Source organism: Neptunicoccus cionae, assembly GCF_002860325.1.
In the GTDB taxonomy this organism is placed as follows: Bacteria; Pseudomonadota; Alphaproteobacteria; order Rhodobacterales; family Rhodobacteraceae; genus Amylibacter; species Amylibacter lutimaris.
Genome location: NZ_PKOJ01000002.1, coordinates 456659 through 469900, shown reverse-complemented (window position 1 = coordinate 469900; position 13242 = coordinate 456659). Strand labels below are relative to the sequence as shown.

13 protein-coding genes are annotated in these 13242 nt (G+C 57.2%); 3 read left to right on the top strand and 10 right to left on the bottom strand.

All coding sequences use genetic code 11. The features are described 5' to 3' along the window. Nucleotides 1-16 precede the first annotated feature (16 nt). Nucleotides 17-2062 (bottom strand): NADH:flavin oxidoreductase, encoded by a 2046-nt coding sequence (locus C0U40_RS08150; protein ID WP_101655256.1) that lies wholly within the window; start codon nucleotides 2060-2062, stop codon nucleotides 17-19. Nucleotides 2063-2197: 135 nt separating this feature from the next. Next, a complete protein-coding gene (locus C0U40_RS08145) occupies nucleotides 2198-2701 on the bottom strand; it encodes a lactoylglutathione lyase family protein (RefSeq protein ID WP_101655255.1) in 504 nt (167 codons plus the stop codon). A 97-nt stretch (nucleotides 2702-2798) separates the two neighbouring features. Between C0U40_RS08145 and C0U40_RS08140 the strand changes: the two genes are divergently transcribed. Next, entirely contained in the window at nucleotides 2799-3698 is a 900-nt protein-coding gene (locus tag C0U40_RS08140; protein WP_101655254.1) for a LysR family transcriptional regulator, read from the top strand. Nucleotides 3699-3730: 32 nt separating this feature from the next. Here C0U40_RS08140 and C0U40_RS08135 read toward each other — a convergent pair whose 3' ends face one another. The 4 genes from C0U40_RS08135 to C0U40_RS08120 all read right to left on the bottom strand — a co-directional run bounded on the left by C0U40_RS08135 (nucleotide 3731) and on the right by C0U40_RS08120 (nucleotide 7530). Further along, on the bottom strand, nucleotides 3731-4609 hold the full coding sequence (locus C0U40_RS08135) for a copper resistance D family protein (protein WP_101655253.1): 879 nt from the start codon (nucleotides 4607-4609) through the stop codon (nucleotides 3731-3733). Nucleotides 4610-4611: 2 nt separating this feature from the next. Beyond that, nucleotides 4612-4974, bottom strand: coding sequence for a copper resistance CopC family protein (locus C0U40_RS08130; protein WP_101655252.1), 363 nt, complete (start codon nucleotides 4972-4974; stop codon nucleotides 4612-4614). Between the two features lie 85 nt (nucleotides 4975-5059). After that, the gene (locus tag C0U40_RS08125; protein ID WP_286134850.1) at nucleotides 5060-5776 is read right to left on the bottom strand and encodes a copper resistance protein B; all 717 of its coding nucleotides are present in this window, start codon (nucleotides 5774-5776) and stop codon (nucleotides 5060-5062) included. Nucleotides 5777-5805: 29 nt separating this feature from the next. Then, entirely contained in the window at nucleotides 5806-7530 is a 1725-nt protein-coding gene (locus C0U40_RS08120; RefSeq protein WP_101655250.1) for a copper resistance system multicopper oxidase, read from the bottom strand. A gap of 899 nt (nucleotides 7531-8429) precedes the next feature. Between C0U40_RS08120 and dusA the strand changes: the two genes are divergently transcribed. Both dusA and C0U40_RS08105 read left to right on the top strand, forming a co-directional pair. Further along, nucleotides 8430-9431 carry a tRNA dihydrouridine(20/20a) synthase DusA gene (gene dusA / locus C0U40_RS08110; RefSeq protein ID WP_101655248.1) on the top strand — a complete coding sequence of 334 codons (1002 nt, stop codon included), beginning with the start codon at nucleotides 8430-8432 and terminating at the stop codon, nucleotides 9429-9431. Between the two features lie 62 nt (nucleotides 9432-9493). Then, nucleotides 9494-10318, top strand: coding sequence for a sulfite exporter TauE/SafE family protein (locus C0U40_RS08105; RefSeq protein ID WP_101655247.1), 825 nt, complete (start codon nucleotides 9494-9496; stop codon nucleotides 10316-10318). Nucleotides 10319-10355: 37 nt separating this feature from the next. On the opposite strand, the gene C0U40_RS08100 is transcribed toward C0U40_RS08105, so the two are convergent. The 4 genes from C0U40_RS08100 to ccmI all read right to left on the bottom strand — a co-directional run bounded on the left by C0U40_RS08100 (nucleotide 10356) and on the right by ccmI (nucleotide 13047). Next, nucleotides 10356-11048: a retropepsin-like aspartic protease family protein gene (locus tag C0U40_RS08100; protein WP_101655246.1), complete on the bottom strand. Its 693-nt coding sequence runs from the start codon at nucleotides 11046-11048 to the stop codon at nucleotides 10356-10358. A gap of 96 nt (nucleotides 11049-11144) precedes the next feature. Then, nucleotides 11145-11366, bottom strand: a complete 222-nt coding sequence (locus tag C0U40_RS08095; protein ID WP_101655245.1) for a DUF1289 domain-containing protein — start codon at nucleotides 11364-11366, stop codon at nucleotides 11145-11147. Beyond that, nucleotides 11363-11845 (bottom strand): Holliday junction resolvase RuvX, encoded by a 483-nt coding sequence (gene ruvX / locus C0U40_RS08090; RefSeq protein WP_101655244.1) that lies wholly within the window; start codon nucleotides 11843-11845, stop codon nucleotides 11363-11365. Before ruvX ends, C0U40_RS08095 begins: the two co-directional genes overlap by 4 nt. Further along, entirely contained in the window at nucleotides 11842-13047 is a 1206-nt protein-coding gene (gene ccmI / locus C0U40_RS08085; protein ID WP_101655243.1) for a c-type cytochrome biogenesis protein CcmI, read from the bottom strand. The genes ruvX and ccmI overlap by 4 nt, the downstream gene beginning before the upstream one ends. Between the last annotated feature and the right edge of the window lie 195 nt (nucleotides 13048-13242).

Here is a 13242-nt window from a genome sequence, read left to right as displayed (position 1 = left end):
GATCAGGCCACCACGGTTACAGATCCTTGACCAGACGCAGCGCGTCATAAATCGCCGCGTGGGTGTTGCGTGCCGACACCGCATCGCCAATGCGGAACAGTTGAAAGCGGCCCTGAGTGTTGCGCATCACAGTCTGCGGTCTGCCCGCAATCAGCGCATCGTGATCCACCGCCCCGCCATTGCTGCTGAGCGGTTTGAGGTCATGGTAAAGTTCATCAAGGGGCAGGGTGCCATAGTTCACCACGACCTGGTCATAGTCTTTCGTTTCGGTGTATTCGCTATAGTCAGTTCCAATGGTGGCGCGCAGTTTGTTGCCCTCCCGCACAACCCCAAGCAGGCGGCGGGTGACGGTGAAGGTGACATCCTTGTCCTGCAAGGAGCGCATATAAGGCACAAGGTTCATGGCCATCACCTCTGGCGAGAAGGTCCGGTCCGGAGTCATGATTTCCACGCTCGATCCGGCAAAAGCTGCGGTTTCGGCTGCTTGCAGGGCAGGGTGGTCGCCGCTTTCGTCATAGATCAGGATATTTTGCGCCGGTTTCACATCCCCTGCGATCATGTCCCAAGCCGAGACTACATGTTCAGCCTCGGTGCCGGTTTCAAACAGTTCCAGATTTGGCATCCCGCCGGTTGCCACGATGACCACATCCGGGTTCAGCGCAGTCACATCTGCGGGTTCGGCCCATGTGTTAAAGTGGAAGGCCACGTCCCGCGCGGCACATTGGGACATGCGCCAGTCGATGATGGACAGCATCTCGCGGCGGCGCGGGTTGAGTGCGGTCAGGCGGATCTGGCCGCCTGGATCAGGCTGTGCCTCAAATACGGTAACATCGTGCCCACGCTCTGCCGCAACGCGAGCCGCCTCCAGCCCCGCAGGACCGGCGCCGACGATCACGACTTTGCGCTGGGTTTCGGCAGGGGGGATGTCATGGGGCATGGTCAATTCCCGCCCTGTGGCTGCGTTATGGATGCACAGCGCATCTCCCGCCTGATAAATCCTGTCAAGACAGTAGGTTGCACCGACACAGGGGCGGATGTCGTCCTCGCGTCCTTCCATGATCTTGCGCACCACATGAGGATCCGCCATATGCGCGCGGGTCATGCCGACCATATCCAAAAGCCCTGCGTCGATGGCATGGCGGGCGGTGGCTACATCGGGGATTTTAGCGGCGTGAAAGGTAGGCATGCCTGTGCGCTTTTTCACCTCTCCGGCAAAATCCAGATGGGGGGCGTTTGCCATGCCCTGCACAGGAATAACATCCGTCATCGCGGGGTCGGTGTGGATACGACCACGAATGACGTTCAAGAAATCGAGCTGTCCTGACTCTGCCAGCTTTTCCGAGATCACCAGCCCTTCTTCGGCGCTGATCCCGCCCCTTTGTGCCTCGTCAGCGGTATAGCGGAACCCGATGATGAACTCTTCGCCCACACGCTTGCGCACGGCGGCCAGCACGTCCATCGGGAACCGCATCCGGTTTTCCAGCGTGCCCGCCCCGTAAGGCCCGGCAAGATCATTGGTCAGGGGGGACCAGAACTGGTCCAGCAGATGGCCGTAAACCTGAAGCTCTATCCCGTCCATGCCGCCCGCTTTCATCCGCTCGGCAGCATCGGCAAAATCATTTATGATCCGCTCTATATCCCAGTCTTCAATCAGCTTTGGAAAGGCGCGGTGTGCGGGTTCACGATGTTTGGAAGAGGAAACCGAGGGCAGCCAGTCCCCCTTGTTCCAAGCGGTGCGCCGCCCCAGATGGGTCAACTGGATCATCACTGCACAGCCGTGTTCATGGCATCCGTCGGTAAGTTGCTGAATCCAGGGAACAACTTCGTCCTTATAGGCGAGGATGTTGTTAAAGACCGGCGGGCTGTCGCGTGATACAGCGGCAGACCCTGCGGTCATGGCCAGCGCGACACCTGCTTTGGCCCGCTCCGCGTGATAGGCGGCGTACCGCGCTTTTGGCATGCCGTCCTCGGGGTAGGCGGGTTCGTGACTGGTGGTCATGATCCGGTTGCGCAGTGTCAGATGTTTAAGCTGATAGGGCTGGAGCAAGGGGTCTTTGGTCATGGCGTAGGCTTTGCTGCTGGAGGAACATGAGGTTCGGCCACAGCAGAGCAACTTGACCTTAGTGTCAAGACTTCTGTAACGCCTTCAGCACCCCCCGTTTCCGGAGGGCGCATTTTTGTGCAGTGCGGTGACAGATCAGTTATAAGCGCCGGCGGAATAAGTCAGTTCGTAACTGTGGCTGTAAAGCTCGAACACGATACCGAACGGGTCTTCTACGTAAACCATACGGTAAGGTTTCTCATCCGGAAAATACTCTCGTACGGGCATCCGCTGCTTGCCACCGGCAGCAACGATTTTGGCCAAAAGGTCTTCGAGGTTCGGGTCCTGAATGGCAAAATGGAAAGTACCGTGCTGGCGGAAGTTAAGGTTTTCCTGCGGCGGGTGGTTGCCATCCATTTCGAACAATTCGATGCCCACACGATCCGCAGTCGCCAGATGCGCAATCCGCAAGCGGGTCCAGCCCTTGCCGAACACATCCGTGCACATCTGCCCGATGTCGCTGTCATCCTCGGTAATCTCGGTCGGTTCCATAATCACGTAAAAGCCCAGAACCTTACTGTAGAATTCGACAGCTTTGTCGAGGTCGGGCACAGAAAGGCCGATGTGGGAAAACGTGCGGGGGGTAGGTGTCTTAGTCATTTGGATGTCCTTCTATGACGTTTGAACCGGATATAGCTGGACCGAAAGAGAATAAAAAATTATGATTTGATATACAAATCATTACGGATTGTAACTCATGTTAAATGCTACATGGCTCGAAACTTTTACGACCCTGTGTGAGACGGGCCATTTTACCCGTGCTGCTGACAGGCTGGCCATGACCCAACCGGGTGTGTCCCAGCATTTGCGCAAGCTGGAATCGCAAATCGGTGCTGCCTTGATCGCACAGGACGGCAAGACTTTCACACTGACACCGGCGGGTGAGGCTGTCTTTGCGCTGGGGCAGGACAGGCGGCGGCAGGAGGCGGCGTTGCGGGACAATGTTGCACGAGATGATCCTGACAAGGGGGTGGTGACGCTGGGCTGTTCGGGCAGCTTTGCCGTTTGGGTTTACCCCCGACTGATTGCGCGTATGGCCAAAGCGCCGGAACTGGTTCTGCGCCTTACAGCAGCGCCGCAGCGCCAGATAGTAGAAACCACGCTGAACGGAGAAGTGGACATCGGCGTGGTCTCAGAGAAAGTTGCACACCCGAGACTGGAGACAGCCCGTTTAGCCAAAGAAGAACTCTGTCTGGTGGTCCCATCCGGATTTTCGTCCGAACCCCTGACCTTAAAAGCGCTGGATGACCTTGGCTTCATTGCGCATCCTGACGGCTACGCTTATGCGGATGATCTGCTGGGGGCCAATTTCCCGCAGGAATATTCGGGTGCCGACAGGCTGCGATTGCGCAGTTTTGTAAACCAGATCGGCCAAATCCCTCTGCCAGTGTCGCAAGGGGTCGGCTATACGATCCTGCCAAAATCAGGTGTGGATGCTTTTGCACAAAAGCAGGCGGTAAAGGTTTATAATCTGCCACAGCGCCGGTATCAGGCGCTGTGGTTGATTTCGCGTAAGGGACGAGCGGGTTTTGCGCGCATCAAGGCGGTAAAAGACGTTGTCGAAGGGGCTGCGCAGGACTTGGCCGCGCCGCTCTGAGTGAACGCTCCCCGTTCTTCAGGCGTGTTTAATCAGCCGATATGTCCCGGTGCGACCGTTGAAGTAAATATAGCGGTGACAAACAGGATCACGACGAAAGCAGCCATCTCCCACCGGATCGAACGCCGCAAAGGGGCGCCATTCCCTGTTTTCGCCAGCGCAGGTGTCAGTCTTAACTTGTTGAGAGCCGCTAGGCTTAATAGCAGGGCAACCACTGCAAGTTTCAGCGACAGAAACTGGCCCCATGGCTGGGTTAGAACCGCGATCGGGTCTCCCGCCAGAATCACTAGGATAATTGCGCCTGCACCGACAAGCAGACCCACCATCACCAGCGCCGCTTGCCCGAACCGTTCTACGGTGTGAACTGCAGCAATATTGCCGCGACCGGCCATGTCATAAAGGGGGAAGAAACCCCCGACCCAGAAACTGGCGGCTAGGATGTGAACGGTGAAAAGCGTCGATAGGGCCAACCTCGGATCAGAGGTCGCGTGTCCACGCAATGCGAAACTGAACGCCACGAGTATAACGCCAAAGAGTGCAATGAAACGGGCCCAGCGCCGGCTAATCAAAACGACAGTTATAGCGACAAGGCCCGTTACAGCCACGCCGACCGAACGCCCGAGCGGGCTCGACAACGCAACTTCAAGCATCGCAGGGTCAAGGAAACCTTCAAACCCACCGAAAAAGAATGCTGCACGTAGCGGGATGTTCAAGGTGCTGAACGCGATGCCTGCCAGCGCAGCGTAGGCTGCAAGCCGTCTGAGGCGACGGCTTGCAACTGTGTCCAGCTCCGAAAGGAGCTGGAGATTAATGACGGAGCCCGCCGCGAGCAGGGCACTGACATACATCCCCGCCTTGACGAGGATCGAAGCGATCTGCACCGGATCCAGTGCGGCAAGAACTCCGCCCATGATCAATTCGCGACTTTAAATGCGAAGTCGCCATTCATCGGGTGACCGTCCGGCGACATGCCCCGCCAGTCGATCTTGTAATTGCCGGGGGCAAGTTTGGGCAGCTTACCTTCCCAGGTCTTCACGGCCTTGTTCGCGGCCGGACCACTGATTTTATAAGTCTTTCCGTCCGGTGACTTCATGGTGACGGTGGTGATCTGCATGGGTTCCTTGAACATCAGATGCATCACCTTGGTGTCTGTGCCGACAGTCTGGCCGTTACCTGGCATGGTCATCATGCCTTTGCCATGGGCCAGTGCGGCACCGGCACCCATGACAAGGCCGGCAGAAAGGATTGCAGAGGAGAAGATTGTTCGGAGTTTCATTGTATTTCCTTTGGTTGGTGGAGGTTGCAAGGCTGTGCCCCCTTCGAACCGCTTTTGTAGTTGCACCGGAGGAGACACAGTAGAATCAGAACGTGAAGTTGACGCCGATTACGCCGGTCAGTTCCTCGGTCGCTTCGCCGGAATTGCGACGCAGGTCTGCCGTCCCGCCGAAGACGCGCTCGTAGTTCACTCCGATGTAGGGAGAGACATTTCGCCCGATAAGATCGTAACCAAGACGCAGCCCCAGGCCGAGGCTGGCGCCCCCCGCAGCGGTGTCGCGCTCGGGGTCATCTACCAGAGGCACGCTAAGTTCAATCGAAGGTGTCAGGATCAGCCGGTTGGTCAGCAAACCTTCGTATTCGACCTCTGCCCCGACATAGGAGAAATCAGAGACATAAACTGCCGCTTCGACCTCAAACCATTGTGGCGCAAGTCCGGTAACGCCGAAGGTGCCATAATAGCGTTCGGGCACACCGTCCGGAGTTGATGCGGCAAGTCCGACGAAGCCGTCAAAGAAATCTGTGACCGGCTTTTGAAGACGGATCTGGTGTTCCATCTCTTCAAAATCGCCGCCTTCGATCTTCACGCCCTCGCTCAGAAAAACGAGCCGCAGTTCGTCGTTGCCAGCCCAGGCCTGAAGCTCCCAGGCGAGCGATTTGTTATCATCACCAACCCTGTATTCCAGCTTATCGGTGCGCACCCCCCAAACCGTCGGAGAGACACCGACCTCGGCTACAGCGGCAGAAGCAAAAGGCAATGCCAGCAAAGGCCCGAAAGCCATCCCAAGAAGCAGTTTGTTCATGATCTTGTTTTCCTTGAAATACGCGCCCATCAGGAAGGGCCGCCTTCGACGATGACCTTGCGGAACATACCGCCTGCCATGTGGTAAGAGAGGTGGCAGTGAAAGGCCCACTGGCCCGCTGCATCGACCTCGGTTTCTGTGTAAAGGGTCGTACCCGGAGCTACGCTGACCGTATGTTTTACAGGGTCATAGGCGCCTTTTCCGGTGTCGATGATCGTCCACATGCCGTGTAGATGCATCGGGTGTGCCATCATGGTTTCATTCACGAATTTGAAGCGGACCCGTTCGCCGTATTGCAGGCGGATTGGGTCCGAGTCCTCATACTTCACGCCGTCAATCGACCAGATGTACCGCTCCATATTGCCGGTCAGCCGGATTTCGATCTCTCGCGTGGCGGGGCGATCGCGGTAAAGCGGTTTGCGCGCGGCCAGATCTTCGTAGCCCAGAAACTTGCCACCGTTGGCTGCTGTGGGAATAAGCCCGCTTCCCGGAGCGTAGAAGGACGCACCCGCCGCGCCTTTGGCCGGAACGACAGGCAAATCGCCGCCCATGTCCATGCCTGAATGGTCCATTCCGGACATATCCATTGCGCTCATGTCATGGCCGGAGTGATCCATGCCGGACATATCAAAGCCGCTCATATCCTTTTCGGAATGATCGCTGCCGGACATGTCCATGCCGGAGTGGTCCATACCAGACATCATCCCGCCCATATCGGCCATGGTCAAAAGCGGTTTGGGGCGCATTTTGTAAAACGGGCCAACCAGATCGGGGGACGGGGCCAGAGTACCACGCACCATTGCGGTACGCCCTGCGCTCTCACCGATGATGGAATAGGCTTTCGCCTCGCGCGGTTGTACAATCACGTCATAGGTTTCGGCCACTGCGATGCGCAATTCGTCTACCACAACCGGTTTAACGTCATTACCGTCAGCCTGCACCACGGTCATTTTCAGTCCGGGTACGCGCACATCAAAGTAGGTGGTGGCTGACGAATTGATCAGGCGCAGGCGGACTTTTTCGCCCGGTTTGAAGATGCCGGTCCAGTTCTGAACAGTACTCTCACCGTTGATCAGTGGCGTGAAGCCCTGCACATCCTCTATGTCTGTGGGCATCATGCGCATTGCACCCCACATCTTGCGATCCTGAAGTGCGGCTTTCAAACCTTTGGCACCTGCATCCTCGATAAGATCCTGCGCTGTACGCTGTGCGCGGTTATAATAATCCGCCGAGCCTTTGAGATTTCGGAAAATCCGCGAACCGCTGTGGGGATGTTTGTCCGTCAGTTGGACGACGTAATCGCGCTGGGTCGGAACCGCTTCTCCGCCTTTCGGTGCAATAACAATTGCACCATATGCACCGTCGGGCTCCTGAAAACCCGAGTGGCTGTGAAACCAGTAGGTGCCTGCCTGCTCGATCGGAAAGCGGTAGGTGAATGTCTCGCCCGGCTTGATGCCGTTAAAACTGATGCCCGGAACGCCGTCCTGCTGGAACGGCAGGATCAGGCCGTGCCAGTGAATCGAAGTGCTTTCGCGCAGGTTGTTCTTGACGCGGATAACTACGTCTTCGCCTTCCTGAAACTTCAGGATGGTCGGGGTCTGGCTGCCGTTATAGCCGATCCCTTTCTTTTTGAAGGTGCCGGTATCAATCCGGATCCTGTCTACAGTGATGTCATAGGTGTCCGCTTGCGCGGGTATGCTCAGGGCAAGCCCCAGCATGACGGCCAGAGGCCGCAGAATATTCGTGTGTTTCATGTCTTATCCATAGACGCGGGCCGTGGGTGGCCCCGTATTCAGAAGGTCACTGCCAGAACAGTGAAGGGAGGATGGATGGGTCGCATATGCCTTTGCTTCGAATGGAAGCAGGCCACAAATGACCGGATTGCTGCACGTGCCTGATCAGGTCACGGGGCAATCAACGCCGGACTGGCGTATTCAGGCCAGAGGAGGCCGGAATTGCGAAATTATGACGGATTGCAGGGCCATCCGTGGCTCCGCAGGGGAAAGTTCTGCAGCCCGAAGGTCCATTTCCTGAACGGGGGAAAGGTAACCGGCCACTGGCTCGGTGCAGGTAACACTGGCACAATGAAGCAGTCCGGAAGGGGCCGTATTGTGATGCGAATCCATATCCGGTTTGCCGCTTTGGTCCTGTAGGTCGGTTGACCCTTCGCAGTGCATTTGCTCTGCTACAGGCCCAGCGCAATCTTCACTCATCGGCAATACATGCGCAAACGCGCTCGCAACAACGAGCTGGAATGCAACAAGAATGATGAAGATACGACCGAGCACAGATTTTCCTTTTGTCTGCTGCTTTTAGACACAGGGGCGCTTTACCGGTCAAGAGAGGAATCGGGTTCCACCAGGGGGAAGCTCACGGAATTGTGTAGTCGGAATGCCAAGCGGTCTTCCCGTTTTGCAGCCTGTCGCAAAGAAAGCGCGGTTTGGGTTTGCCTGCATCCCTTTTTTCGCAAAATAAACTGTACGGAACAAATCTGCGTGACCTGCGGTTACCCTCCGTTTAGTCAGAGCCCTTCACTTGGGGATGCAGCCGCCGAAAAAAACTGCTATTCGGTGCAAAAGTCCCCGGGAAAGCACCAAGTGCCGGGGCAGGCCAATAGCCCAGAGAAACAGTAACGAACTTCGGAATCCCAAGTATGACCCTGACCGCAAACGTAATCCCAGCGTCCCGCCTGTCCGTGGCTCCGATGATGGATTGGACGGACCGGCATTGTCGTTATTTGCACAGATTGTTGTCCAAACGCACGCTGCTTTATACCGAGATGGTGACAGCGCCGGCTGTGATTCACGGGGATGTGGATCGTTTGCTCGGGTTTGATCCGGCAGAGCATCCGGTAGCCTTGCAGTTGGGGGGCTCTGATCCTGCACAACTGGCACAGGCAACACGGGTGGGGTGTGACTTCGGCTATGGAGAGGTGAACCTGAATGTCGGTTGCCCGTCGGATCGCGTCCAGTCTGGGAAGTTCGGCGCATGTTTGATGAAGGAACCTGCTTTGGTGGCCGATTGTGTGCAGGCCATGATTGAGGCGTCTACCGGCGCCAAGATCACGGTGAAATGCCGCATCGGCGTGGATGATCAAATCCCGTCAGAAATTCTGCCGGAATTCCTGGATACTCTCGCAGGGCGGGGAATCAATTCTTTCACAATTCATGCAAGAATGGCGTGGCTTGATGGGTTAAGCCCGAAAGAAAATAGAGATATCCCACCACTGGACTACGAACTGGTGCACCGGATGAAAGCCGATTTTCCTGAGCTGGAAATCATCCTAAACGGTGGAATTGCGGATCTGGATACCGCCCTTGAGCATATTAACCGAGGACTGGACGGGGCGATGATCGGGCGTGCCGCCTATCACACGCCCACGGATATTCTTGCAACAGCAGACCGCCGCGTGTTCGGAGATGTTGCCGACACTACGGCAGAGGATGCCGTGGCCGGTATGCTGCCCTATATCGAGGATCACCTTGCCAGAGGCGGGCGGCTTAACCAGATTACGCGGCACATGTTGGGGCTGTTTGCAGGGCGGGCCGGCGCACGGCAGTGGCGGCGCACCCTGTCCGAGCAGGCCCACAAGCCGGGGGCCGGACCGGAGGTGGTCGAGCAGGCGCTATCGCATCTGACGCAATCGGCTGCGTGAAAACGCTTTAATCCGGACAGGAACGGCGCTATCCAAAGTCGACCTGACTGGAAAGCGAGAATATGCCCGAACTGTCCACCCTGCTGCCGATGATCGTACTACTCATGGGAATCGGCGGTTTCGCCGGAGTTCTGGCCGGACTTCTCGGGGTGGGGGGCGGCATTATTCTTGTGCCGGCCTTCTATTATGCTTTTTCGGGGCTCGGGTATGACAACGCGCATCTGATGCAGATTTGTCTGGCGACCTCTCTGGCCACAATCGTCTTTACGTCCATACGCTCGGTTCAATCCCACAACAAAAAAGGCGCTGTGGACTGGAGCATTTTGCGAGGATGGGCGCCCGGCATTGCTGTGGGGGCTGTGATCGGTGTCTTGGTCGCGACCGGTTTGCGGTCGACCCAGTTGATGGTGATATTCGGTTGCCTTGGCATCGTGATCGGTCTCTATCTCGCGTTCGGCAAGGCGCACTGGCGGCTGGGCGAGCAAATGCCACGCGGTATTGTCCAAAGCCTGCTGTCTGCAACTATGGGCTTTATGTCAGTGCTGATGGGGATCGGCGGGGGCAGCTTTGGTGTGCCGACGATGACTTTGTTTGGTGTGCCGATCCACCGTGCAGTGGCCACAGCGGCGGGCTTCGGTCTGGTCATTGCTGTGCCTTCGGTTATCGGCTTTCTGCTTGGCCATCCCGATCCGGTAAATTTACCGCCCTACACAATTGGTTACGTTAATATTCCGGCATTTCTGCTGATCATTTGCATGACCCTGCTGACTGCACCTTTGGGGGTAAAGATAGCCCATGCGATGGATCCGAAACCACTGAAACGGGTCTTCGCTTTCTTCCTGCTGCTGGTTGCGCTTAACATGCTGCGCAAAGTCTATTTCGGCTAATCAGGCCCCCACGGTTTTCCGCAAGCCAGTCGTCAGACTAGCGGTGCGTTTGGGTGAGGATCATCTTGTCCTTCCGCACAACGGTTTCATCCAGTTTGGACAGGAAACTGCTGCCGATCAGATTGGAATGGCGTAATCCTTCAGGCGTGACGGCAGCTTCTACCTTGCGCACGCGGATCGTATCCCCGACCCGAACTTCGTCTAGCGTCACCAATGCGATATCAAGCGGACCGGAAGCGGTTGTGACCCGTGTGTCAAACACCAGCGCTTCCATGTCGATACCAGCCGCCTGTGCCGTCTTAAAATTGACCAGCACCAGCGACGCACCAGTGTCAATCAGGGCTTCGGACGCCGCCCCATTGAATGAGACGGGTGTAGAATAAAGCCCGTTTTGCGCGGTGATGTAATGTTGCGAAACAGTTTCCAGAGAGGCGGCTGACAGGATGATCGTCTCGTTTCGTGCCAGTAGGGTCTCCCGTTGCCATTCTACCGAATACTCCAGCAATCCAAGGAAAATGGTTACGAACAATCCCCAACCCGCATAGCGCAGCGTGTTTCCTTTTGAAGGTTTGTTGCGCAGGATCTGACCGATCACCAGCCCGATCAGGAAAATCAAAGCTATAGCGGACCACTTCAGGTTGGTGTCCAGTATCAGGTCCACCAACTGCACATCCGTTCTGAGGAACACGATGCCCAATATGACCAAAATGGCCAGATATACCCACCGCATAGTGTATGCCCTTAATCAATGCACTCAATATGTGGAATGTTAGGTTAATTTTAACAGTTTGTCACCTTAAGGTTTAACAAGAGGGACGGCGGGTGGTCATTCCCGTTTGCGCCCGCGTCTTTTACCCCGCAGTTGGGACGCGCGCGCCGGCAGTTCCGCTTTCACCCGGGTGCGGTCTTCGTCACTCATTTTTGACCACTGGGCAATTTCGTCGATTGTCCGGTGGCAGCCAATGCACAGACGGGCTTCGGGGTGGACGACGCAGATTTTGACGCAGGGACTGTCGATCTCGTTGCGTTTCCAGACTTCATCCATCAACCGGCCCTCCGGATATGGGAAAACCGGTCGAGTGCGCCTTGCAGGATATAACCGGCGGCGACGTGGTCAATCAATCCGGCCCGTTTGGCACGGGATGTATCGGCTTCTATCAGGGCGCGTTCAGCGGCAACGCTTGAAAGACGCTCGTCCCAAAGCAGGATCGGCAGATCGCGGCGGGCCAGAAAATTGCGTGCGAAGGCCCGCGTGGACTGGCAGCGGGGGCCTTCGGTTCCGTCCATGTTGCGTGGCAGGCCCAGAACAAGACCGATCGCACTGGTGCTGTCGATGATCGCCTCCAACGCTGTCGCATCAACCCCGAATTTCTTGCGCCGGATGGTGTCGCGCGGGGTGGAGATGGACCAGAAAACATCGGAGACCGCCACGCCGATGGTCTTATCACCAAGGTCCAGCCCCAGCAGCGGTGCATTTGGCCTGACCTGTTCCAGAAACGCTTCGGCGGTTTCATAAGGGTTACTCATTGGGAGACCTCTGCATCCTGTGCCGCAGCGCGCAACAGATCGAGCGATTCAGGGCTGTTGGCAAATGTGGTTTGCGCCTCTTTCCAGATCGCACTGGCCTGTGCAGTTTCGCCAAGCACGCCGTAAGCGCGGATCAGACGTGCCCATTCCGCTGCTGTTCCCCCTTCAGTCGCCAGCCGCTCTGCCAAGCCTGAAACCATACCCGCAATCATTGCATTACGGTCTTCCTCGCTCAGGTTCTGTGCGTCTTCAATCGTTTGCGCATCCGGCCCCGGCGCATCCAGATCGGGTGGTGCAATACCGGCAGCACGGGCCACATCGTAGATCTGCCCGCGGATCAGAGGCACCCACGGCGCATCCGGCGGGCTTTCCTGTAACAGGCCCATCCACATCCGGTAGGCCACATCGGGGCGGCCGGTTTGAGCAAGCGACAGGCCGGAATAATACCGCGCCCGCTGGTCGGTGGGGTTGGCATTCAGCGCCTGTACCAGCGCCTGTTCGGCTTCTGGCGATACATACCCACCAGCCGCAAGGATCATGATTTCGCCAAGATCGGTGTAATCCGACCCTTTCGCCTGATCCCCGAGCACGCCCATCAGCTGCTGTTGCGCGGCCCGTGCGGCGGCCAGATTGCCAAGCCGTGCTTCATTGTCCACCAGCAATCGCAGCCCTGTGGCATCGTCGGGATTTTGCGCCAGCGCTTCGCGCAATTTTTCCACCAGTTCGGCGTGGGCCGGATCGACTTCGACAGGAAGGGGAGGCGATGTGGCCTCGGCGCTCAACTGGTCGGGACGGTTTTCCCGTGCCTGTTGTGCTGCTTCGATCCGCGCCTGAAGCGGCATGTCAGGCATTCCGGGACGCCCGATTTCAAGGTACAGCCAGACCGATCCCGCCAAGGCCAGCCCGATCAGGCCGAGCGGCAGCGCCGCCGGCCCCCGTTCGGAATTGCCGTCCGGCGTTCCGGATTGCACCCGACGGTCGGCAGCCAGCAACCGGCGTGCGACTTCCGTGCGCGCGGCCTCGGCTTCGGCAGGGGCGAGCACCCCGCGGGCAAGATCCCGCTCGACCTCTGCCAGTTGATCCTTGTAAACCCCGATATCCCGCGCGCCTGCGGTTGCCACAGTTCCGCGCCGTGTCAGGATCACGCGCCCCATTGGCACAGCCACCAAGACAATAACCCCAGCAGTTACAAGCCAGAACATGAGCGTGCATCCTTTCACAAATTACCTGCCCCGAATACCTTGCAGACCGCCCAAGCACAAATCATTAAGCTGCGAGATCATGGCGCAGGGCAGCGAAAATGCCGGATTGTCGGAAAATCGGTGTCACATGTCGCAGGTAAAATCCTGCAAATGTGCTAAAACAGCAAAACCGGAGGAAAGGGCCTCTCTCGTCAG

Coding starts and splice junctions, on each gene's coding strand:
- C0U40_RS08150 (WP_101655256.1), bottom strand. CDS start 2,062: ATGACCAAAGACCCCTTGCTCCAGCCCTATCAGCTTAAACATCTGACA.
- C0U40_RS08145 (WP_101655255.1), bottom strand. CDS start 2,701: ATGACTAAGACACCTACCCCCCGCACGTTTTCCCACATCGGCCTTTCT.
- C0U40_RS08140 (WP_101655254.1), top strand. CDS start 2,799: ATGTTAAATGCTACATGGCTCGAAACTTTTACGACCCTGTGTGAGACG.
- C0U40_RS08135 (WP_101655253.1), bottom strand. CDS start 4,609: ATGGGCGGAGTTCTTGCCGCACTGGATCCGGTGCAGATCGCTTCGATC.
- C0U40_RS08130 (WP_101655252.1), bottom strand. CDS start 4,974: ATGAAACTCCGAACAATCTTCTCCTCTGCAATCCTTTCTGCCGGCCTT.
- C0U40_RS08125 (WP_286134850.1), bottom strand. CDS start 5,776: ATGAACAAACTGCTTCTTGGGATGGCTTTCGGGCCTTTGCTGGCATTG.
- C0U40_RS08120 (WP_101655250.1), bottom strand. CDS start 7,530: ATGAAACACACGAATATTCTGCGGCCTCTGGCCGTCATGCTGGGGCTT.
- dusA (WP_101655248.1), top strand. CDS start 8,430: ATGACCCTGACCGCAAACGTAATCCCAGCGTCCCGCCTGTCCGTGGCT.
- C0U40_RS08105 (WP_101655247.1), top strand. CDS start 9,494: ATGCCCGAACTGTCCACCCTGCTGCCGATGATCGTACTACTCATGGGA.
- C0U40_RS08100 (WP_101655246.1), bottom strand. CDS start 11,048: ATGCGGTGGGTATATCTGGCCATTTTGGTCATATTGGGCATCGTGTTC.
- ruvX (WP_101655244.1), bottom strand. CDS start 11,845: ATGAGTAACCCTTATGAAACCGCCGAAGCGTTTCTGGAACAGGTCAGG.
- ccmI (WP_101655243.1), bottom strand. CDS start 13,047: ATGTTCTGGCTTGTAACTGCTGGGGTTATTGTCTTGGTGGCTGTGCCA.